This window comes from Candidatus Pelagibacter sp., from assembly GCF_965262185.1.
Lineage (GTDB): Bacteria > Pseudomonadota > Alphaproteobacteria > Pelagibacterales > Pelagibacteraceae > Pelagibacter.
Window position 1 is genome coordinate 889,466 of sequence record NZ_OZ253498.1, and the last position, 21,552, is coordinate 911,017.

Consider the following 21,552-nt stretch of genomic DNA (forward strand, 5'->3'; position numbering starts at 1 on the left):
AAATTTAAATTAAAATATTTATTAACTTATTTGGAATAAATATTTTTTTCTTAATTATTTTACCATTTAAGTGTTTGAAAAATTTTTCATTTTCTTTAATTTTTTCCAATACATTATCTTCTTTAAAATCTTTTTTAATATTTATTATTCCTTTTGTTTTACCATTAAATTGTACAACAAAATTAATCATTTCTTTAATCAAAAGATCTTTATTTATAACAGGCCAAGTTATTGGGCCTTTAAAACTAAATTTTTCTAGTTTGCTTAAGCATTCATTTGCAAAGTGGGGGATGATTGGACTCATTGTTATCAAAATTTTTGAATAATTTTTTATCCAGCTCTGTCTTTTAATTTTAGTGTTAATTATTTTGTTTAGTGAAGAATATATCTCATGAAAATTTGCAACTATTTTATTGTAGCTAAAATTTTCTATATTAATTTGAACGTTATTTATAAATCTTGTGGTGATGATTTCTAATTCGTTTTTATCTTCATCTAAATAGTTATTATCTATTTCATTTAGTATCCTTATATTCAAAGACCATAATTTCTGTATAAATTTGAAAGATGACTCAATGCCTTCATCAGACCATTGTACATCTTTTTCAGGCGGACTATCGGATAAGATAAATAATCTGACCGAGTCTGCTCCATAATTTTTAATTGTTTCTTCAGGATCAATAGTATTTTTTTTAGACTTAGACATGGATTCAGATGGTCCAACGATAACCATTTGATTTTTGTCTTTTTTTAAAAATTTTTTACCATCTATTGATATTACTTCATCTGGGCTTATCCAATTATTTTTACTATCTTTATAAGTCTCATGACAAACCATACCTTGTGTAAATAAGCCATTAAAAGGTTCTTTTATTTTGAATTTATTATTTTTAAAAGAAAGCGCGTGCATAAAAAATCTTGAATAAAGTAGATGTAGAATAGCATGTTCAATACCTCCAATATATTGATCAACTGGCATCCAATAATCTATATCTTCTTGATCAAATCCATAATCTTTCTTTTTAGCCGAACAAAACCGTAAAAAATACCACGAAGAGTCAACAAATGTATCAAGTGTATCGGTTTCCCTAGAGTATTCTTCACCATCTATTACAACACTTTTCCATTCTTTCATTTCTTCTAGTGGATTTCCTGAAGATTTAAATTCATCAATTTTTGGAAGAGATACAGGCAACATAGATTTTGGAATTTTAACTGGATTATTTTTTTTATCATATGCCATCGGTATTGGGCATCCCCAATAACGTTGTCGAGATATTCCCCAATCTTTCAATCTGTAATTAGTCTTTCTAACTCCAATATTATTTTTTTCTAAATGCTCTATTGTTTTTGATATTGATTCTTCGGGGACTTTTAAACCATCTAAAAATTGAGAATTAAATAAATATCCTGGTCCAGTATATGCTTCTTTACTAATAGTTATAGTTTGTTCTTTTTCTGGTTTAACAACAGGCGTTATTTCTAAATTATATTTTTTTGCAAAATCAAGATCTCTCTGATCATGTGCAGGACATCCAAAAACAGCTCCTAATCCATAATCCATTAATACAAAATTTGCAAAATAAACTGGTAATTTCTTATTTTCATCTAAAGGGTTGATGGCCATCATGTCTGTTTTAAAACCAAATTTTTCAGCAGCAGCTATAGATTCCTCCGTAGTCCCAGTTTTCGAGCAAAGTTTTTTAAATTTTATAAAATCATCATTATTTTCATAAAACTTTGATACTGGGTGATCTACTGAAATAGCTAAAAAAGACATACCAAATAATGTATCTGGTCTTGTTGTATAACATTTTATTTCATCAATTTTTTTATCAGATTCTATTTTAAATTTTATTTCACATCCAAAAGATTGGCCTATCCAATTTTTTTGCATTATTTTTACTTTGTTTGGCCATTCTTTAAGTGAATCTAGACTTTCTAATAATTCTTTTGAAAAAGCTGTTATTTTAAAAAACCACTGATTAAGTTTTTTTCTTTCAACGACTGCTCCTGATCTCCATCCTCTGCCATTTATAACTTGTTCATTTGCTAAAACTGTCTGATCTACTGGATCCCAATTAACATAACTTTCTTTTCTGTATACTAATTCTTTATCGTAAAGTTCTAGAAATAATTCCTGTTGATGTTTATAATATTCAGGTGAACAGGTAGAAATTTCTTTATCCCAGTCTATAGATAATCCTAATTGTTTTAATTGGGATTTCATTATCGATATATTTTTTTCTGTCCATGATTTTGGATCTAATTTATTTTGCTTAGCGGCATTTTCGGCAGGCATACCAAAGGAATCCCAACCCATAGGATGAAGAACGTTGTAGCCATTCAATGTTTTATATCTAGATAATACGTCTCCAATTGTATAATTTCTAACATGGCCCATATGTATTTTGCCTGAAGGGTAAGGAAACATTTCTAGACAGTAAAATTTTTTTTTACTTTTAATTACTGATGCTGCAAAAGTTTTATTTTTTTCCCAAAAATGCTGCCATTTTTGTTCAACTTTTTTAAAATTATATCTTTCCACAAAGGTAATTACTCTTGAAAATTTCCAATTTTATATTCTTTAAAATTTTTATCTTTTTTTTGTTTTTGATACACTGCAGCAGTTTTTAAAATTTTTTTTTTTAATTCATTGGCAATATTGTTTGAGCTCTTTGAAATTTCACATTGATTATTAATGCTACAAGTTTTACGGAATACTATGATATTTAAGGCATCACTACGTATCTCATTTGTTAAAAATCTAATGGTAATTTTTATGCTTTCATTAATTTCTGAATTATTTGTATACCAATCAGTTATTATTATTCCACCGCTATAATTCACTGAAGAGAGTGGCATGAAATCTAAAATATCCAAAGATGCTCTCCATAGCTCATTTGAGGTTGCGAATTCAAAATTTGTTCCACTATTTTTAACTCTATCCATTAACCGAAATCCTCTACCTTCCTCAATATTTTTCTTTACTCTTAGCTTCGGGTCTGGTGGAGATTTTCTAGCATCACCTCTATTTGCGCAAGAGTTCAATAAAAAGGGTAAAATAATCAAAAATATTATAGTTTTTTGGAATTTTTTTGAAAACATAGTAAAATTTGCAGTAATTTTTAAAATATAAGATGTATATTTTAAAATTATTAAAAAAAATAGCAAATTCAGTGATAAGTTGATGTGTTGTAAATATACAACACTTAGAAGTAAAAATTAGCTAAAATTCGATAATTTATAAAACACATCACAAATTTAAATATAAGTAGCATGTTTATTATTAATAATAACAATTAAAAATATAGGAGTAATTAATATGAACATTAAAAAAATAGGTCTTACTGCGTTAGCAGGAGCTCTAGTTTCTGTATCAGCAAATGCTGCTGAGTTATCAGTAACTGGTGGTGCTTCATTAGGTTTTTCTGGTGAAGAAAAAACTAACAAAGGTAATGGTTGGACAATGAACGACTCTATCGTATTCAAGGGTTCTGCTGAAATGGATAACGGATTTGTAGTTTCAACTAGCTTCAAGATTGATGAAAGTGATCAGCCAGGTGGTGGAGTTATGGATAACAGAGCACTAACTATCGACATGGGTGATGCAGGAACTTTAACTTTCTACGGACAGTCTGGAAGTTCAAACATCTCTCTCATGGATGATACTACACCAACAGCTGGTGAAGAAGCTTGGGATGATGTATCAGGTGCTACTGCACACGCATACGGTCCTACAGGTGATGATACTTTCTTCTACCAAAACTCTTCACTTATTGATGGAGTTACAATAGGTTTAGACTACATTCCTTCAGATGGTCAAACTCAAATAGAAAGTTCAATGGCAGCAACTATTAAATACACAGGTATTGATGGTTTAACAATTGGTGCTGGTATAGGTGAAGATAACGGTGAAGGTCCAGCTGACGCTGATGATGTTACTGCGTTTAACGTAACTTATGCAATGGATGCAATTACTGTTGGTTTCTCATCTTACGAAGTAGACTCAAATGCTGCAAGTTCAGATACTACACTAACTGCAATGGGTATTTCATATGCTGTAAGTGATGATCTATCAGTATCTTTAAACTCAGCTGAAACTGAGATTGAAGGTTCAGAAGATCAAGAAGCATTAGGTATTTCTGCTTCATTGACTATGGGATCAATGACTTTATCTGCTAACCACAACTCAGTAGAAAATGTAGGTGGTACAGATGGTAAAGACAGATCTGGTTATGCACTAGGTCTATCATTTGCATTCTAATTAAATTAGGATTAATTTTAAGAAGGGCCCCTTATTTAGGGGCCTTTTTTTTATTCAAAATAAGAAATTCCAGCAAAACCAAAACAATTTAATAATTTTAATTTTTTTCTATTTTTAAAATTAATTCCTCCAAGAGCAATTTTTTTTTTATTTGTGTGTGTTGCTAACAATTTAAATCTGTTTATGCCCAAGTAATTTTTATTTAATTTAAATAATGATGATAAAAATAGTATTTTTACACCTTGTAATTCTTTAGTTTTAATTTCTTTATTATTATGTGCCGAACCAATAATTAAAAAATGATTTTTAAATGAATATGATAAATGTGTTAAGCTATTATTAAAGGAAGGGATGTAAGCGCCATCTAAATTTAATTTAATTGCTAACTTAATGTTATTTGACAAATAGAACTTAAAATTTTTTTTTTTACAATAATTCTTTAATTTTATAATGGTATCTAGCTGATTTTTTTTTTCATAGTTTCTATAAATGATCCCTGTATCTTTGTTTTGTTTATCTATATATTTAGTTTTTAATTCTTTAATAAAATAATATTTTGTAGGTAAATTTTTATGCATGATACAGTTAAAAAATTTATAGATATAATTAATATAATTAATTCAAAACTAGAAGACCACAAAAATATTGCACTACCTAAAGTTATAGCTGTATCGAAAACATTTAAATTAGAAAAAATTTTTCCATTGATTGATTATGGTCATTTACATTACGGAGAAAATAAAGTTCAAGAGGCTGTAGATAAATGGAAAGAAGTTAAATTAAATAATAGTAAAATAAAATTGCACCTAATTGGTAGATTGCAAAGAAATAAGGTTAAGTATGCAATCAATATTTTTGATTATATTCACTCCCTTGATAATAAAAAACTAGCAAAAAAAATTTACGATGAAGAGATAAAACAGAATAAAAAAATTAAAATATTTTTACAGGTTAATATTGGTAATGAAGCACAAAAATCTGGTATAAATAAAGATGAATTAGGAGATCTATATAATTATTGTAAGGAACTAAATTTGGATATAATAGGTTTAATGTGCATTCCTCCTGAAAATGAAAATCCTGAAAAATATTTTCAAGAAATGAGCGAATTAAATAAAAAATATAATTTTCTTGAATTAAGCATGGGTATGTCTTCTGATTATCTAAAAGCACTAGAAAGTGGTGCCACTTATTTGAGAATTGGTTCAAGTATTTTTGGAAATAGAACTTAATTTATTTTTATCTTAGTTTTTTTATTAATTAATTTTAATATAATTAGAAGATCTTTCTTTCCGAGACTTATACATCCTGCTGTAGGTTTATATGTTTTTGTTAAATGGATAAATATACAACTTCCTCTACCAATAGTTGGTTTTTTAAAATTATATTTTATTGGAATTAACAAATCATATTTGAAATCTTTTCTATAAACTTTTTCGTGTCTTATACTGCTATCATTTTTAACATTTATTAGTTTGTTATATTTTTTTGGGTTTCTAATATCATTGCACCAACCCATTTGTTTTTTAATTTTGATACATTTAAGACGAGTAATTGGTTTTTTTAATCTATCTTCTCTATAGTAAAGATGTTGGATTTCAAAAGTGCCTTTAGGAGTTTTTTTATCACCTTCTATTTTTGTTTTTGAAAAACCGTTTCTTCCAACAGAACACTTAAATTTTAAATTATCAATTTTAAGAGTGTATTTATTTTTTATGTAAATTATCATACCATATTGAATATATGAATTCTCAAAATATAATTATTTATAATAATAAATATATATATAGTATTTTAAAAGAATTAGATCGAGAACTAGGAATTAATGTTATTGAATTAAATAATGAAGTCGCATTATTAAAAGAAATTAAATATTTAAGTAATTATCTTATAATTACAAAGAAAAAACTACCAAATATTAAAAATCAATATGTTATTGAGAAAACCCCTATTAAAATTTTTAAACTAATTGAATACATTAATATTGAGATATTAAAAAATCGATTTTCAGATCAATTAAAAGTAAATGTTAAGGATTATTCGATAAATATTAACTCTAGAGAATTAGAGTTTAAAAATAAAAAATTAAAACTAACTGAAAAAGAAGTTCAAATTATTATTTATTTGTTAGAAAAAAAAACTCCTGTTAACGTAAAAGAGTTACAAGGAAATGTATGGGGCTACCAATCTGACATAGAAACACACACAGTCGAAACACATATTTATAGACTAAGAAAAAAAATTTTTGAATTTTTTGATGATGAAAGCTTTATAATAAGTAATAAAAATGGTTATCAAATTTTCTAAGAAAAACCCGATTAAAATAAATTTATATACAAAAAAATTTAAACCAAGAATAAAAAGACCTAAAAAGGGAAAAGGAAGTTATGTTAGGTTAAAAAAATAAATTAATTATAATTTTTTCCAATTATTAAAATTAGGTGTTAAGTGCTCTATTAAATTAGAATTTTTCGCAAGAAAAACAACATCTCCAGAAATTGAAATTCTTTCATTATTAAATTTAATTTGTTCTGTGCTATGAGAGGTCTTTGATGGAAAAATTATAATATCATTTTCATTAACATTTAGAGTAATTCTGGTTGCAGTTGAGAAACTAATTTCTTTAATAAGTTTTTTTTGAAACAAAGTTTTTGATCCAAATAAACCTGGTATAAATTCATTTTTCTTTTCATCATCATAAATAACAAAATTAGAATCTTTTTGATTTTTTTGTAAATAATATGCAAAAGACAAATGAGATTGTAAATGCTGGTGTTTTGAAATAACTTCATCATTTTTTGAAATAGTAGCCCAAGATCTTTGAATATAAATTTCAATTTGATCTTTATCAATTTTTAAAAAATCTAAATAATTATCAATCTTTTTTTTAATTTCTGAAAACAATTTATCAAAATTAGGATTATTATAAATATATTCATAACCTTGGGTATCTCCAGTCCAGCTTGCTTGTTTTATTTTATAATTTGAGTTTTGTGAGTTTTGTTCCATTACTCTTATATCATTAATTAATATCGTTTTCTCTTCATCAGTTAAATTGATTTGATCTTGTAAAATTGATAATGGAAAAAAATTATGAACTTTCATTAAATTTTATTATAATTTATTTAATACCAACATTAAAACTAATCACTATCCTATCATCATTTGATTGGTTTTTTGCTACTTTATGAGGTAAATAATTTGGAAATATAAGCAAATCTCCTTCACTTATATCTATGCTTACTATTCTAACATTTAGATCATTAGGTTTTTCTATTGATGGAAATGAATTTAACTTTGCTATGTTCGGACACTCTATTTCAAATTTTCCACAGTTTGGAGGTGCTTTAACATAATAAGCTGCACTTAAATAACAATTTGGGTGACTATGTAAAACATTAAAATCTTCATTTCTATTAATTATTGCCCACATTTCATTAATTGAAATTGGAACATTTTTAGTTTTCCATCCATATTTTTGAAATACATCAATTATATATTTCTGAATTTCTAAAGTAAACTTATGCTGTATGGAGTCTTTTACGCCTAATTTGAAATAATTAGAATGCCATCCACCTTTATTTGATTTATTTAAACCTCTATCATCATTCTGTCTAAGTTCATAAATATAATTTGTTAAATCTTGATTAAAATTTTGAAAATTTTCTAATTTATACTTAAAAACTGGCTCAGGAAAAAGTCTGTATATGATATTATTATTCATTTAATTAATAATATAATATTTTATAATTTTATTAATATAAAATTCTTGCACCAATCTGTTGTATTACTTTTGATGACATCTCTGTACCCTTATCAAGACATTCTTTTGTAGATAATTTATTAATATACCCATGCAAAAATCCTGCTGCAAAAAGGTCACCTGCTCCTGTAAGGTCAACAATTTTTAGGTTTTTTTGTATGTCACTTTTAACAATTTCATTTCCATTTATTGCAACTGCTCCTTTGTCACCTCTAGTTACAATAACTAACTTATCAAGCTGTTTTGAAAAATTTACAACTTCGTCAAAATTTTTTGCTTCAATTAATGAAATCATTTCTTGTTCATTTGCAAAAGTTATATCTAGTTTGTTTTTTACTAAATTTAAAAATTCTGGCTTATGTCTATCCACACAAAATTGATCAGACAGCGACATAGCTACACTATTTGCATTGTTAATAGCTTTATTAAAAGCTTTTTTTGGTTCTCCCTCATCCCAGAGGTAACCCTCTAGAAATATTAGTTCACTTTTTTTAATTGCATCAATACTAATGTCACTCTCATTAATTTTTCCTGCAGTTCCCAAAAATGTGCACATTGTTCTTTCAGAGTCTGGAGTTACTAGTATTAAACACGTGCCAGTTGGCAAAACTTCTTTTTTTTTTGAGTATAAAAAATTTACATTTTCTTTTTTTAAACCTTCTTCATACTTTACACCAAAGTTATCATCAGAAATTTTTCCAATAAAACCAACATTATTGCCAAGTTGAGACAATCCAACAATTGAATTTGCAACCGAACCTCCAGAAACTGTTTTTTCAATTTTTAGATTTACCAATAAATTTTTGAATTCATTTTCGTCAAAGAATAATTTCATTGTACTTTTTGTAAGATTATTCTGTTCAATAAAATTTTCATTTACTTTACAAATGACGTCTACAATTGCATTTCCTATCCCTAAAATTTTCATATTAAGCTTTTTTGGTAATAACAGGTTTTTTTCTATTTGGGTAGCAAGTAGTACATATTTTACAACTTAGCCCATAACATTCTCTGGCTTTACAATATTCTCTGCCATAAAATATTATCTGGAGATGAAGTTTAGACCAAGTTTTTTTAGGAAATATTCGTTTTAAATCTTTTTCAGTTTGGACTACATTTTTTCCATTAGTTAAGCCCCACCGTTGTGCAAGTCTATGTATATGAGTATCAACAGCAAAAGCTGGGTATCCAAAACCTTGAGACATTATTACACTAGCTGTTTTATGTCCTACACCAGGTAGTTTTTCAAGTTGTTCAAAAGTTCTAGGTACTTTACCTTTGTGTTTTTCTAATACCTGTTTTGACATCAAGTAAATACTTTTAGCTTTAACTCTAAAAATCCCAATTTTTTTTATTAATTTTTCAATTTTTTTTCTTCCTAATTTTACAAAATGCTCAGGCTTATAATATTTTGGATATATATCTTTTGTTACATTGTTAACATTCACATCTGTGCATTGTGCAGAAAGTAAAACAGAAATTAGTAGTGTGAAAGTATTTTTACTTTTTAAAGGAACAGGGGCCTTAGGATAAATTTTATTTAAAGTCTTGATTATTATCTTTGCTTTTTGTTTTTCATTCATTATGAAAAATTAAGCAAATCTCTCATAGAATATAAACCTGGTTTTTTTTTCATTAACCATTTAGAAGCTGTTAAAGCTCCATCGGAGTAAAGTGCTCTATCAAAAGCTTCATGATTTAATGTAATTATTTCTTTTCCACTTGAGAATTTTACTTCATGTTCACCAATAATTTCGCCTTTTCTTACTGAGTTAAAATTAATTTTTTTTCCATAAGGAAAAGATTTTTTATTCAAGAATTTTTTACCAATTAAATTATATAAATTTTTATTTTTTCCATCTGCTATTCCTTTACCTAGCATTAAAGCAGTACCAGATGGATAGTCTTTTTTATGTTTGTGATGTACTTCAAATATCTTGCTTAAGTACTCATCATTAAGTGATTTTGAAGCAATTTCGGTTAAATACATCAATAAATTTACACCTAAGCTCATATTACCAGCTTTTAAAATTGGTATTTTTTTTGAATATTTTTTAATTTGATTTTCTTGGTTTCTAGTAAATCCAGTCGTACCAATTACTACTTTTTTCCTAAGTTTTGATGCTATTTTTAATATTTCAAGAGTGCACTTAGGAATAGTAAAATCAATAATTACATCAGTTTTTTTAAAGGCTTTATCAGAATTTAATTCAGGTTTAATTCCATTAAATTTTTTATTTACCAATCTATTTTCTGTAAGTGTAACTAATTTGAAATTTTTATTTTTCTTAGAGGACCTGATGAGTTGTTGACCCATTCTTCCCATACATCCTGAAATAGCTAAATTAATTTTTTTCATTAAGTGATAAAGTATAGAAGTATCATAAGAACAATTACAATAATACCCCAAATACTTAAATTTTTAACAAATACTTTTTTATTAAAGTTTGATTTTATAAAATTAGGTAAAATTAGAATTAGAATTAATATTAAAGCTATTGATGGAATTATTTCCTCTAATCCCATAATTTAATTTTTCCAAAAATCCTTTGCTTTTTGAAAAAACTTTTTAATACTTGGATTTGACTTGTCGTTTTCTATTTCTCTAAATTGCTCTAATAATTCTTTCTGTTTTTTGTTTAAATAAACTGGTACTTCTGTCTTTACTTGAACATACAAATCACCAAAATCACCTCTCCTCATAAATGGCATTCCTTTGCCTTTTAATCTAAATTGCTTGCCATTTTGAGTTCCATCTGGAATTTTTATTTTTGCTTTTCCACCATCAATTGTTGGGATTTCAATGGTAGTGCCAAGAGCTGCATCAGCTAACGATAGAGGAAATTCAAAAAACAAATTTTCATCTGATCTTTTAAATAGCTCATGCGAATGAACATTGATAAATAAATATAAATCACCTGTAGCACCACCTCTGCTGCCAGCTTCACCCTTTCCGGCAAGTCTTATTCTCGTTCCATCGTCTACTCCTTTAGGAATAGTCACTGATATTTTTTTGGATGTTTGTTTTTTGCCCTGACCATTACAATCATTACATGGATTGGTGATTTCTTCGCCATTACCATTACATTGTGGACATGTTTGTTGAACGGTAAAGAAACCTTGGTTAGATCTTATTCTTCCATTTCCTCCACAATAAGAGCACCTGTCTGGAGAATAACCTGGTTCTGAACCATTACCTTTACAAGTTCCACATTGTTCAGTAGTTGCAAATTTTATATCTTGTTTTTTACCATGATATGCTTCTTCTAATGAAATTGATAAATCATACCTTAAATCTGAACCTCTATTATTTGATCTTCTTTTCCTTGATCTTCCTCCACCTCCAAAATCTCCAAAGAAATCCTCAAAAATATCTGAAAAATCAGCTCCACTAAAACCACCAAAGCCTCCACCTTGTCTACCACCGCCATTTTCAAAAGCAGCATGTCCAAAGTTATCGTAGTTTTGTTTTTTTTCTTTGTCTGAAAGTATTCCGTAAGCTTCACTGGCTTCTTTAAATTTTTCTTCAGCCTTTGAATCACCTGGATTTTTATCTGGATGATATTTAACAGCTAGTTTTCTATATGCGGATTTAAGCTCATCAGGACTCGCGCTCTTACCTACGCCTAGGACATCATAATAGTCTCTTTTAGCCATCAAATTACCCCAGACAATTAAATGTCAGTTTATGCGCTTTTTTCTTTATTCTCGTCTTTTACTTCTTCGAAATCAGCATCAACAACATTCTCGTCTTTTTTACCTGTATCATCTCCACCATCATCTTTTCCTGAATCTGGTTTAGCACTTTGTTGTGATTTATAGATTGCTTCTCCAAGTTTCATTGAAGCTTGAACTAAAGCTTCTGTTTTTTTCTTGATATCTTCAATATCTTCACCTTTTAGAGCTTCTTTTACAGCAGATGATGCATCTTCAATTGCTTTTTTCTCTGCATCTGAAATTTTTGATCCATGCTCTTTTAAGTTTTTCTCTGTAGAATGAATTAAAGTGTCTGCTTGGTTTCTAACATCAACTGACTCTCTTTTCTTCTTGTCAGCTTCTTTGTTAGCTTCAGCATCTTTGACCATTTTTTCAATTTCTTCATCACTTAATCCACCAGAAGCTTGAATTTGTATCTTTTGCTCTTTACCAGTTCCTTTATCTTTTGCAGAAACATTTACAATGCCATTAGCATCAATATCAAATGTAACTTCAATTTGAGGAACTCCTCTTGGAGCTGGAGCAATACCTACTAATTCAAAATTACCTAATAACTTGTTATCAGTAGCCATCTCTCTTTCACCTTGCAAAACTCTAATAGAAACAGCTGGCTGATTATCTTCAGCAGTTGAGAAAACCTGACTTTTTTTAGTTGGAATTGTTGTATTTTTATCAATTAGTTTTGTTGAAACCCCACCAAGCGTTTCAATACCTAATGATAATGGTGTAACGTCTAATAAAAGAACGTCTTTAACATCTCCTTGTAACACTCCTGCTTGAATAGCAGCACCCATTGCAACTACTTCATCAGGGTTTACACTTTTATTAGGGTCTTTTCCAAAAAAGTTTTTAACTTCTGCTATAACTTTTGGCATCCTAGTCATACCACCAACCATAACTATTTCATCAATCTCACTTGCTGTAATTCCAGCATCTTTTAAAGCAGTCTTGCACGGAGGCATTGTTCTAGCAATTAAATCCTCAACCAAAGCCTCAAGCTTTGCTCTAGTCATCTTTAAATTAATGTGTTTTGGTCCAGTTTTATCTGCAGTTATAAATGGTAAGTTTATATCTGTTTGTTCTGCAGAAGATAATTCTATTTTTGCTTTTTCAGCTGCTTCTTTTAATCTTTGTAAAGCAAGTTTATCTGATTTAAGATCAATACCATTATCTTTCTTAAATTCAGAAACTAAATAATCAACAATAGCATTATCAAAGTCCTCACCACCTAAAAAAGTATCACCATTAGTTGATTTAACTTCAAATACACCGTCACCTAACTCAAGTATGGAAACATCAAATGTTCCTCCACCTAGATCGTATACAGCAATTTTTTTATTTTGTTTTTTATCTAAACCATAAGCTAGCGATGCAGCAGTCGGTTCATTTATAATTCTTAAAACTTCTAGCCCTGCAATTTTACCTGCGTCTTTTGTAGCTTGTCTTTGTGCATCGTTAAAATAGGCTGGTACAGTAATTACAGCTTTTGTTACTTCTGAACCTAAATATTTTTCTGCTGTCTCTTTCATTTTTTGTAATATGAATGCTGAGATTTGTGAAGGAGAATACTTTTCTCCTTTGGCTTCAATCCAAGCATCTCCTTTTTCAGAGTTAATTATTTTAAATGGTGCAGCCTCAACATCTTTTTTTACTGTTGGATCATCAAAATTTCTTCCAATTAATCTTTTAACTGCAAAAATTGTGTTTTCAGGATTTGTTACTGCTTGTCTTTTAGCAGGTTGACCTATTAATTTTTCATTTTCATCATTAAATGCAACAACCGAGGGAGTTGTTCTTGCTCCTTCCGCATTTTCTAAAACCTTAGCTTGTGTTCCTTCCATTACTGCAACACAAGAGTTGGTTGTACCTAAGTCTATTCCAATTATTTTGCTCATAATATTAATATCTCTCTTTCGTCATATAGGGTTTAAATTTGAAACTACAAGTTGATCTCATTATTATTTATCTCCTGAATTCCCTTGATTTTGTTCAGTTTTTTCATCTTTTTTGGTAACTTTTTTTGAAACACTAACCAATGAAGGTCTTAAAAGTCTATCTTTAATAGTAAAGCCTTTTTGAATTTCTTGAACAATTGTTCCAGCTTCTTTAGTGTCATCTTCAATCTCCATCATTGCTTGATGAAAGTTAGGATCTAGTTTTTTGTTAAGACAATCAATTGGTTTAATATTATTTTTTTCAAAAATAGAAATTAAATCTTTCTTTATTATTTCTAAGTGCTCTAGTGCCTTCTTTAAAGCGTCTGTTTCTTTTAACTTATCATCGCTTTCTAAAACATGTTTTGAACGATCCAAATTATCAATTAAATTTAATGCTTCTTTAGCAAAGCTAAAACCTCCATACTCAAAGGCATCTTCTTTTTCTTTTTCAAACCTTCTTCTTTGATTTTCCATTTCAGCAAAAGTTCTTGCTAGTTTATCTTCTAGTTCGGCAATCTTTTCCTCTGGAGTTGGTTCTTTAATCTCTTCTTTGGTTTCTTGAGGTGTTTCTTGTTTATTTTCAACTTCAGAGCTTTCCTCAGGTTTCTCTGTTTCTTTTTCTAAATTCTGATTTTCGTTTGTTGGAGTACTGTTTTGGTTTTCTTCTTTTTCCATAGACCCATATATGGTAAGGATTTTAAATATTTCTAGATGTCTAAGCAAAAAATTAAAGAATTACTAATAGGTACTAACAACAAGGGTAAATTAAGAGAAATTAAGAGTTTATTACCAAATTATATCAAAATTCACTCTACTTCTAACTTTAAACTTAAAAGTCCTGCTGAAAATGGAAAAACTTTTGAAGAAAACTCTTTAATTAAATCAAAATATTTCTCTAGAAAAACTGGCCTGATATGTTTGGCTGATGACTCTGGTTTGGAGATAGATCATTTAGACAAAAGACCTGGAATTTATTCTGCACGATGGGGAGGAAAATCTGGGGATTTTAATAAAGCTATTAAAAAAGTTTTTAGAGAGCTATATAAAAAAGATAAGAACTGGAAAAATAAAAAAATTAAAGCAAGATTTGTATGTGCTCTATCAATTTCGTATTTAAATAAAAAAATTGCTTGTGTCGTAGGCAAAGTTGAGGGTCGAATATCAAATGAGCCAAAGGGGAAAAATGGATTTGGTTATGATCCAATTTTTATCCCACTCAAAAAAACCAAAACATTTGGTGAAATGAAACCTCCTCAAAAATATAAAATGGATCATCGCTATCAAGCCTTCAAAAAACTTAAAAAATTTCTGTAAGTTTTTTATCTTCTGTTTTATAAAAATTTAATCTGTGATTAATTTTATTATCTTTAATATCAAAAATTCCGATTTTTCCTTTAAATGAATTTTTTTTTTTAAATATTTTTTTTATTTTTGAAAGATCTTCTTTCAAAGAGAGATAATGTACCAAACCAACTAAATCATAACTCAACAATGAGAGATGTGATGGATTTTCATTAAAAGCATTAAAATATTTAATTTTATAATTATCAAAATTTTGTTTATTTATTGAAGGATAATAAATTGGTTGAATATTTGTTTCTTCCATTAAGTTCTCGTCAAACCATTGGTTAAGAGTTATAAAATATTTACTTTTGGGAGAAACATCTGTGTAAACTAAAGATGTTGCAACACTTTTAAGACTTTCATCGAAATCAGATATAATAACTGCATCAAAATTTACATTTCCAATTGTATATCTTTTTTCCAAGCTTTTTATTTTTCTTTCTTTATTTGGTTCATTTGATTCTTGAATTCTTCTTATTTCATCCGCTAGATTTTGTTTTCTAATTTTGTATTTAGTTATTTCCTCAATTTGTTTTGTAAGTTTTGTTGGTTCAATATTATATTCAAAATTTTTAAATACTTTTATTTTGGAATTTTTAATACCATCTTTGACTTCAAACTCAAAATTCTGAATTGGAGTTAAAAAAAGAGTTTTGTGTAAATTATTATTTTCTAAAAATTTTTTTATAGTATTAAACTGTGATGTGGAATTTATTCCAGCAGAAATTACATTTTTAGGCAAATCCAAAGTTTTATTTGTCAAAGATAAGAAAGTTAAATCTTCCATTTCATCTAAATAAGTTAAGCTTTCATGAAATATTGGTCCGATAATAATTTTAATTCCCATTTGTTTTAACTCAAAAGCAGACTTAAGAGTTTGGTTTGCTCTAGTAGCTGTATCTTTTGGATAAATTTCAATTAAATCATTATCAATATCTTTTACTGCTAAACTTGCAGCTTTGATAATTGATTGTCCCAAATCCTTATTTTTTCCAGTCATTGGCACCAATAAACCAATTTTTATTTTTTCTTTGGCATTAACTAAATTTAGGAAGTTTAAAAATAAGATAAGCAGAGAAATAGAAATAATTTTGATAATCTTTTTCATTTTGATGTTATTATATAATTTTTAAGCTGAATTATGATCACAAAAACGCAATTTAAATCAAATGATTATAAAAATGGGCTTTATTTGGTAGCAACACCAATAGGTAATTTAAAAGATATATCATTTAGATCATTAGAGGTTTTGGAAAAATCAGATTATATACTTTGTGAGGATACTCGCGTTTCTAAAAATTTATTAGACAGGTATAAAATTAAATCAAAATTGATTTCAAATCATAAATTTAATGAAAAAAAAAATACATTACAGATAGTTGAATATATAAAATCAGGTAAATTAATTTCACTTTTATCGGACGCAGGAACCCCAAGTATCTCTGATCCAGGTTTGGTGTTAGTAAATGAATGTATAAAAAATAACTTAAAAATATTTTCAATACCTGGACCATCAGCAGTTACAACTGCTGTTGCAGCAAGTGGATTTTCAGATAAATTTTTATTTTATGGTTTTCTACCAGAAAAAAAAAATCAAATTGACGATGAGTTAGAAAAACTCTCAAATTTTAATAATAGTCTAGTTTTTTTTTCATCATCAAAAAAAATCAACAAGATTGTTCCGGGATTTAAAAAATATTTTTCTGGTAGGAAGATAGTATTTTGTAGAGAAATTTCTAAATTGTATGAGGAGTATATCAGAAGGAATATTGATGAATTAGAACTATTTAAAAAAGAATTAAAAGGAGAATTGACAATAGTTATTTCCGAAAAAAAAGAAGAAAATGCTTCACAAAACCTAAGTGAATCAGATATTAATTTGATTAAGAAAATGATCAATAAACTAAGTACAAAAGAAATTACAGATTTAATTACTAGTTATAAAAATATTCCAAAAAAAGAAGTTTATAATTTATGCTTAAAAATAAAAAATGAGAATTAAAACTTTAATAATTATTTTTTTATCAGTTATTTTAACTGGGTGTGCAGTAGGAGTTGGTTCACCTGGTTTATTTGGAACTGGTGTATCAGTGGCACTGGATCCAAGAACAGTTGGAACTCAAATAGATGACTCCATTATGCAAAAAACTATTTCAACCAAAATACTTGCATTGGATAAAAAACACTTTTTAAAGGTGAAGACTAAAGTTTTAGATGGACGGATATTTATTACTGGAAAAGTAGATGAACCAGAGGAAAAATTAAAAATCACCAAAATTGCTTGGGAAACAAAAGGTGCAAGATCTGTAAGAAATGATATTAAAATAAAGGAAGAATTTAATTTTAAGCAATCAGCGAAAGATTTACTTATCACTTCTCAATTAAGAACAGCTTTAATAGTCAATAAAAATATCAAAGCAACAAACTATCAAATAGATACTTATAAAAAGAAAATTTATATTTATGGAATAGCTTCAACTGATGAAGAAAAAGAAATGGTTATCAGTGAAGCAAAAGAAATTCTAGATGTTGAAGATGTTGTGGCAAGTATTTTATTACTTGAGGATTTAAGAATTCAAAAAAATTAATCAATTTTATATTCAATTACCTCAGACGAATAAGCTGCAATAGAAGCTAAATTAATTATTTCAGATGTTGAAGATCTAAGCGGGGCAATTTCAATTGGTAATCCAAGACCAATCAATAAGGGTCCTATAACTTTAGTATCACCTATAGTTTTCATTAGTTTATAAGATATTGCTGCACTATGTTGTCCAGGCATTATCAAAATATTTGCTTTACCTACAATTTTCGCAAAAGGATACAATTCTTCATAATCAGGATTTAGAGCAACATCAGGCTGCATATCACCATCAAATTCAAAATTAACTTGTTTATTTTTTAAAATATCTACTGCAATACGAATGTGTTTTGTTCTGCTTGTCAAAGGTTGTCCGAATGTGGAGTGTGAAACAAATGCTATTTTTGGATCAATTCCAAAAAGTCTTACTACTCTTGCAGCTGAAATTGCAATTTCTGCCATTTCTTCTGATGTAGGATATTCATGAACGCTTGTATCTGCAATAAAAATTGTTTTACCTTTATTGACGACCATGTTTAGTCCAAACATTATCTCACCTTTTCTAACATCAACAACTTGTTTAATTTTTCCAAGAGAAGCTCCAAAACGTCTAGTATTGCCTGTAACCGCACCATCCGCATCTCCACAAGCGACCATGCTAGTAGCCCAGACTACTCTATCGTTTCTGATCATTCGATCGCAATCTCGTTCTAATAAACCCTGTTCTCTTTGAAGTTTTTTAAATAGATAATTTACATATTTTTTTCTTTTTTTTTCATCTTTTGAGTTGGTAATTTCAATGTCAAAATTTTCGCTGTAACCAATATTTTTAATTTGCTCTTTAATTTTACTTTCTTTACCAACTAAAATTGGAATACCAAGTTTTGAATTTTTAAATGCTATTGCAGCTTTTAAAGTATTTTCATCTTCCCCATCTGCAAAAACAATTCTTTTTTGATTTTTTTTAATGAAAGAATTTATACCTTGCATAATTGTAACTGTTGGATCTAGTCTTTGTTTAAGTTGCTCTTTGTAGATTTCAAAATTATCAATTTTTTTCCTAGCGACTCCACTTTCTATAGCAGCTTTAGCTACTGCCGATGGGATAACACTAATTAATCTTGGATCAAAAGTAGATGGGATTATATAATCTTTCCCATAATGAGGTCTTTCCCCACCCATAGCTGCAACAACTTCATCTGGCACATCTTCTCTAGCAAGCTTTGCTATAGCTTCAGCAGCAGCAACTTTCATCTCTTCATTAATTGTTTTTGATCTTACGTCTAGCGCACCTCTGAATATGTAAGGAAATCCAATTAAATTATTTACTTGATTGGGATAATCTGATCTTCCAGTTGCAATAATCGCATCATTTCTTACTTCATTTATTTCCTCTGGTGTAATTTCTGGATCAGGATTTGCACATGCAAATATAATTGGATTTTTAGACATGTTTTTAACCATATCTTTTTTCAAAACACCTTTTGAAGATAATCCTAAAAAAACATCAGCCCCTTTAATTGCATTACTTAATGTTCTTAAATCTGTGTTAATTGCAAATCTTGATTTCCATTGATCTATTCCTTCCTCTCTTCCTTTATAAATTACACCTTTTCGATCTAGCATTATTACATTTTCAGATTTAACACCTGATTTAATAAATAATTCCGTACATGCCTGAGCAGAAGCACCCGCACCATTAACCACAACTTTTATATCTTTGATTGATTTTCCACTTATATCGAGTGCATTAATCAAAGCAGCAGTTGTGATAATTGCTGTTCCATGTTGATCATCATGAAATACTGGAATATCTAATATTTCTTTAAGTTTTTGCTCTATGATAAAACAATCTGGTGCAGCTATATCCTCTAAATTTATTCCTCCAAAACTTGGAGCAAAGTTTTTAATTGAATTGATAATTTCATCAGCGTCTTTACAGTCTATTTCTAAATCAATCGAATCTATATCTGCAAATCTTTTAAATAGTACTGCCTTTCCTTCCATAACTGGTTTAGAGGCTAATGCGCCTAAGTTTCCCAATCCTAGAATTGCGGAACCATTACTAATTACTGCTACTAAATTTCCTTTACTCGTATAATCATAAGCTGCCTCTGGATTCTCGCTTATTTTTTTAACTGGGGCAGCAACCCCTGGAGAATAAGCAAGAGCAAGGTCTCTTTTAGTAGTCATGTTTTTTGAAGAAATTATTTCGATCTTGCCAGGTTTTTTATCCTTATGAAAATCTAAAGCTTCTTTATTTGTGTAATGATCAATCTTTTTTTTTTTCATTTTTTTTAAACTGAATACAAACTTTATCTATTTTATATTTTTTATTATTTGGAATATTTGATCTATATATTCTGATAATAAGTATACAATTAGAGTAAAATTAAGACTAATATGATTTATGAACTTAATTAAGTCAACAGGTACATTTGGTTTTTATACCATCATTAGCAGATTGCTTGGATATATTAGAGATATATTAATTGCAATATTTCTTGGAACAGGTTTGTTAGCAGATGCTTTTTTCATAGCATTCCGAATTCCAAATACATTTAGAAGATTATTCTCAGAAGGAACTTTCAATGCAGCCTTTGTACCCAGCTATACGTCTGAAATGAACAAAGGAAAAAAATCTGCAAACAAGTTTGCAAATAATATTTTTAATCTTATATTTTTAGGTCTTTTAATTTTAACAATAGTCGTTCAGATTTTTATGCCTGGATTTGTATCAATTATAGCTCCTGGTTTTATAGATGATCTAGAAAAAATGGATTTAGCTATCAGTTTAACAAGGATTACTTTTCCTTTTTTACTATTTATTAGTTTAGCATCTTTTTTTTCTGCAATTTTAAATTCTCATAATAAATTTGCTGCAGCTTCAGCAGCACCAATTCTATTAAATATTATTTTAATAATTGTTTTATTATTTTCTAAAGCTTTAGGAGATGAGCTTGTTTACTATTTATCTTATGGTGTATCTTTAGCAGGATTCTTACAGTTAATTTTTTTATATTATTTTGTTAAAAAATTTTTTTCGTTAAAATTTAATTTTAAAATAACAAGTGATGAAAAAGTAACGTTTTTTTTTAGAAAACTATTACCGAGCATTTTTTCATCTGGCGTAACGCAGATCAATATTTTGGTTGGAACAATAATTGCTTCCTTTCAAGCTAGCGCTGTCTCATATCTTTATTACGCAGACAGAATATATCAAATCAATCTAGCGATAGCTGGTATAGCTATTGGAGTTGTGATACTGCCACAACTTTCAAGGTTTGTAGACTCTAAGAATGGTGAAAAAATTTCTCTTATTCAGAACAAAGCTTTAGAGCTGAGTTTATTTTTAAGTATTCCAGCAACAATAGCTTTATTGATTGGATCAGAGGAAATAACTTCAGCGTTGTTTGGTTATGGTAATTTTAATAAAGAATCTGCTATTAATTCAAGTCTTGCTTTATTTTATTTTGCTTTAGGTTTACCCGCCTTTGCTTTGATAAAAGTTTTTTCAAGTTTTTTATTTGCTAATCATAATACAAAAATACCATTTTATATTTCGATAATTTCAGTCTTTTTAAATATTTTGATCAGTATTTATTATTTTAACAAAATAGGTTTTATTATAATTCCAATCGCAACTTCAATCTCATCATGGTTTAATGCAGTAGTGTTATTTATATACTTAAAAAATAATAATTTATTCTACTTTCAAAATAACTTTTTTTTAAATTTCTTTAAAATAATTTTTGCATCAATTTTAATGGGATTATTCTTTAATTTTTTTTTAAACTTTTTTGAAAATCAACTTTCATTTGATTATAGCTTTAAATCAATTTATTTAATCCTAAGCGTATTATTTGCACTATTCTTTTACATATTTATTTGTTATTTCATCAAAGCTTTTAAAATTAGTGATATTAAATTAAACTATTAAGAA

Annotated in this window: 21 protein-coding genes; 7 read left to right on the plus strand and 14 right to left on the minus strand. The window is 28.1% G+C overall.

Features of this window, described 5'->3' with window-relative positions; translation table 11 throughout:
* Positions 1–4: 4 nt before the first annotated feature.
* Together leuS and ACQY31_RS04990 are read right to left on the minus strand one after the other, a co-directional pair.
* Positions 5–2,548, minus strand: a complete 2,544-nt coding sequence (gene leuS / locus ACQY31_RS04985) for a leucine--tRNA ligase (protein WP_428079095.1) — start codon at positions 2,546–2,548, stop codon at positions 5–7.
* A gap of 8 nt (positions 2,549–2,556) precedes the next feature.
* Complete coding sequence (locus ACQY31_RS04990) at positions 2,557–3,051, minus strand: DUF3576 domain-containing protein (protein WP_428079097.1); 495 nt, start codon at positions 3,049–3,051, stop codon at positions 2,557–2,559.
* Between the two features lie 274 nt (positions 3,052–3,325).
* Between ACQY31_RS04990 and ACQY31_RS04995 the strand changes: the two genes are divergently transcribed.
* Positions 3,326–4,267, plus strand: coding sequence for a porin (locus tag ACQY31_RS04995; protein WP_428079099.1), 942 nt, complete (start codon positions 3,326–3,328; stop codon positions 4,265–4,267).
* A 50-nt stretch (positions 4,268–4,317) separates the two neighbouring features.
* Here the strand turns inward: ACQY31_RS04995 and ACQY31_RS05000 are convergent, their stop codons facing one another.
* A complete protein-coding gene (locus ACQY31_RS05000) occupies positions 4,318–4,845 on the minus strand; it encodes a thiamine phosphate synthase (RefSeq protein WP_428079101.1) in 528 nt (175 codons plus the stop codon).
* On the opposite strand from ACQY31_RS05000, the gene ACQY31_RS05005 reads away from it, so the two are divergent.
* A complete protein-coding gene (locus tag ACQY31_RS05005; protein ID WP_428079103.1) occupies positions 4,840–5,499 on the plus strand; it encodes a YggS family pyridoxal phosphate-dependent enzyme in 660 nt (219 codons plus the stop codon). The two genes, ACQY31_RS05000 and ACQY31_RS05005, sit on opposite strands and share 6 nt — an antisense overlap.
* On the opposite strand, the gene ACQY31_RS05010 is transcribed toward ACQY31_RS05005, so the two are convergent.
* Entirely contained in the window at positions 5,496–5,996 is a 501-nt protein-coding gene (locus ACQY31_RS05010; RefSeq protein WP_428079105.1) for a L,D-transpeptidase family protein, read from the minus strand. The two genes, ACQY31_RS05005 and ACQY31_RS05010, sit on opposite strands and share 4 nt — an antisense overlap.
* Positions 5,997–6,010: 14 nt before the next feature.
* Here ACQY31_RS05010 and ACQY31_RS05015 point away from each other — a divergent pair, with 14 nt between their 5' ends.
* Positions 6,011–6,574, plus strand: a complete 564-nt coding sequence (locus tag ACQY31_RS05015; RefSeq protein WP_428079107.1) for a winged helix-turn-helix domain-containing protein — start codon at positions 6,011–6,013, stop codon at positions 6,572–6,574.
* Between the two features lie 105 nt (positions 6,575–6,679).
* Here the strand turns inward: ACQY31_RS05015 and ACQY31_RS05020 are convergent, their stop codons facing one another.
* The 8 genes from ACQY31_RS05020 to ACQY31_RS05055 form a co-directional block, all read right to left on the minus strand.
* On the minus strand, positions 6,680–7,372 hold the full coding sequence (locus ACQY31_RS05020) for a putative 2OG-Fe(II) oxygenase (RefSeq protein WP_428079109.1): 693 nt from the start codon (positions 7,370–7,372) through the stop codon (positions 6,680–6,682).
* Between the two features lie 16 nt (positions 7,373–7,388).
* On the minus strand, positions 7,389–7,991 hold the full coding sequence (locus ACQY31_RS05025) for a TIGR02466 family protein (RefSeq protein ID WP_428079110.1): 603 nt from the start codon (positions 7,989–7,991) through the stop codon (positions 7,389–7,391).
* A gap of 31 nt (positions 7,992–8,022) precedes the next feature.
* Complete coding sequence (locus ACQY31_RS05030; RefSeq protein ID WP_428079112.1) at positions 8,023–8,958, minus strand: adenosine kinase; 936 nt, start codon at positions 8,956–8,958, stop codon at positions 8,023–8,025.
* Position 8,959: 1 nt separating this feature from the next.
* Positions 8,960–9,613, minus strand: coding sequence for an endonuclease III (nth, locus tag ACQY31_RS05035; RefSeq protein WP_428079114.1), 654 nt, complete (start codon positions 9,611–9,613; stop codon positions 8,960–8,962).
* A complete protein-coding gene (dapB, locus tag ACQY31_RS05040; RefSeq protein WP_428079115.1) occupies positions 9,613–10,389 on the minus strand; it encodes a 4-hydroxy-tetrahydrodipicolinate reductase in 777 nt (258 codons plus the stop codon). Before dapB ends, nth begins: the two co-directional genes overlap by 1 nt.
* Positions 10,390–10,559: 170 nt before the next feature.
* Entirely contained in the window at positions 10,560–11,687 is a 1,128-nt protein-coding gene (gene dnaJ / locus ACQY31_RS05045; protein WP_428079117.1) for a molecular chaperone DnaJ, read from the minus strand.
* Positions 11,688–11,716: 29 nt separating this feature from the next.
* A complete protein-coding gene (dnaK, locus tag ACQY31_RS05050) occupies positions 11,717–13,642 on the minus strand; it encodes a molecular chaperone DnaK (RefSeq protein ID WP_428079119.1) in 1,926 nt (641 codons plus the stop codon).
* Between the two features lie 63 nt (positions 13,643–13,705).
* A complete protein-coding gene (locus tag ACQY31_RS05055) occupies positions 13,706–14,359 on the minus strand; it encodes a nucleotide exchange factor GrpE (RefSeq protein WP_428079121.1) in 654 nt (217 codons plus the stop codon).
* A gap of 36 nt (positions 14,360–14,395) precedes the next feature.
* On the opposite strand from ACQY31_RS05055, the gene rdgB reads away from it, so the two are divergent.
* On the plus strand, positions 14,396–14,998 hold the full coding sequence (gene rdgB / locus ACQY31_RS05060; protein ID WP_428079123.1) for an RdgB/HAM1 family non-canonical purine NTP pyrophosphatase: 603 nt from the start codon (positions 14,396–14,398) through the stop codon (positions 14,996–14,998).
* Here the strand turns inward: rdgB and ACQY31_RS05065 are convergent.
* A complete protein-coding gene (locus ACQY31_RS05065; protein WP_428079125.1) occupies positions 14,982–16,136 on the minus strand; it encodes an ABC transporter substrate-binding protein in 1,155 nt (384 codons plus the stop codon). The genes rdgB and ACQY31_RS05065 overlap by 17 nt on opposite strands.
* A gap of 33 nt (positions 16,137–16,169) precedes the next feature.
* On the opposite strand from ACQY31_RS05065, the gene rsmI reads away from it, so the two are divergent.
* Both rsmI and ACQY31_RS05075 read left to right on the plus strand, forming a co-directional pair.
* On the plus strand, positions 16,170–17,030 hold the full coding sequence (gene rsmI / locus ACQY31_RS05070) for a 16S rRNA (cytidine(1402)-2'-O)-methyltransferase (RefSeq protein ID WP_428079127.1): 861 nt from the start codon (positions 16,170–16,172) through the stop codon (positions 17,028–17,030).
* On the plus strand, positions 17,020–17,616 hold the full coding sequence (locus ACQY31_RS05075; protein ID WP_428079128.1) for a BON domain-containing protein: 597 nt from the start codon (positions 17,020–17,022) through the stop codon (positions 17,614–17,616). Before rsmI ends, ACQY31_RS05075 begins: the two co-directional genes overlap by 11 nt.
* Here ACQY31_RS05075 and ACQY31_RS05080 read toward each other — a convergent pair.
* Positions 17,613–19,901 (minus strand): NADP-dependent malic enzyme, encoded by a 2,289-nt coding sequence (locus ACQY31_RS05080; RefSeq protein ID WP_428079130.1) that lies wholly within the window; start codon positions 19,899–19,901, stop codon positions 17,613–17,615. The genes ACQY31_RS05075 and ACQY31_RS05080 overlap by 4 nt on opposite strands.
* 118 nt (positions 19,902–20,019) lie before the next feature.
* Between ACQY31_RS05080 and murJ the strand changes: the two genes are divergently transcribed.
* On the plus strand, positions 20,020–21,549 hold the full coding sequence (gene murJ / locus ACQY31_RS05085) for a murein biosynthesis integral membrane protein MurJ (protein ID WP_428079132.1): 1,530 nt from the start codon (positions 20,020–20,022) through the stop codon (positions 21,547–21,549).
* Positions 21,550–21,552: the final 3 nt, after the last annotated feature.

Coding starts and splice junctions, on each gene's coding strand:
- ACQY31_RS04995 (WP_428079099.1), top strand. CDS start 3,326: ATGAACATTAAAAAAATAGGTCTTACTGCGTTAGCAGGAGCTCTAGTT.
- ACQY31_RS05005 (WP_428079103.1), top strand. CDS start 4,840: ATGCATGATACAGTTAAAAAATTTATAGATATAATTAATATAATTAAT.
- ACQY31_RS05000 (WP_428079101.1), bottom strand. CDS start 4,845: ATGCATAAAAATTTACCTACAAAATATTATTTTATTAAAGAATTAAAA.
- ACQY31_RS05010 (WP_428079105.1), bottom strand. CDS start 5,996: ATGATAATTTACATAAAAAATAAATACACTCTTAAAATTGATAATTTA.
- ACQY31_RS05015 (WP_428079107.1), top strand. CDS start 6,011: ATGAATTCTCAAAATATAATTATTTATAATAATAAATATATATATAGT.
- ACQY31_RS05020 (WP_428079109.1), bottom strand. CDS start 7,372: ATGAAAGTTCATAATTTTTTTCCATTATCAATTTTACAAGATCAAATC.
- ACQY31_RS05025 (WP_428079110.1), bottom strand. CDS start 7,991: ATGAATAATAATATCATATACAGACTTTTTCCTGAGCCAGTTTTTAAG.
- ACQY31_RS05030 (WP_428079112.1), bottom strand. CDS start 8,958: ATGAAAATTTTAGGGATAGGAAATGCAATTGTAGACGTCATTTGTAAA.
- nth (WP_428079114.1), bottom strand. CDS start 9,613: ATGAATGAAAAACAAAAAGCAAAGATAATAATCAAGACTTTAAATAAA.
- dapB (WP_428079115.1), bottom strand. CDS start 10,389: ATGAAAAAAATTAATTTAGCTATTTCAGGATGTATGGGAAGAATGGGT.
- dnaJ (WP_428079117.1), bottom strand. CDS start 11,687: ATGGCTAAAAGAGACTATTATGATGTCCTAGGCGTAGGTAAGAGCGCG.
- dnaK (WP_428079119.1), bottom strand. CDS start 13,642: ATGAGCAAAATAATTGGAATAGACTTAGGTACAACCAACTCTTGTGTT.
- ACQY31_RS05055 (WP_428079121.1), bottom strand. CDS start 14,359: ATGGAAAAAGAAGAAAACCAAAACAGTACTCCAACAAACGAAAATCAG.
- rdgB (WP_428079123.1), top strand. CDS start 14,396: ATGTCTAAGCAAAAAATTAAAGAATTACTAATAGGTACTAACAACAAG.
- ACQY31_RS05065 (WP_428079125.1), bottom strand. CDS start 16,136: ATGAAAAAGATTATCAAAATTATTTCTATTTCTCTGCTTATCTTATTT.
- rsmI (WP_428079127.1), top strand. CDS start 16,170: ATGATCACAAAAACGCAATTTAAATCAAATGATTATAAAAATGGGCTT.
- ACQY31_RS05075 (WP_428079128.1), top strand. CDS start 17,020: ATGAGAATTAAAACTTTAATAATTATTTTTTTATCAGTTATTTTAACT.
- ACQY31_RS05080 (WP_428079130.1), bottom strand. CDS start 19,901: ATGAAAAAAAAAAAGATTGATCATTACACAAATAAAGAAGCTTTAGAT.
- murJ (WP_428079132.1), top strand. CDS start 20,020: ATGAACTTAATTAAGTCAACAGGTACATTTGGTTTTTATACCATCATT.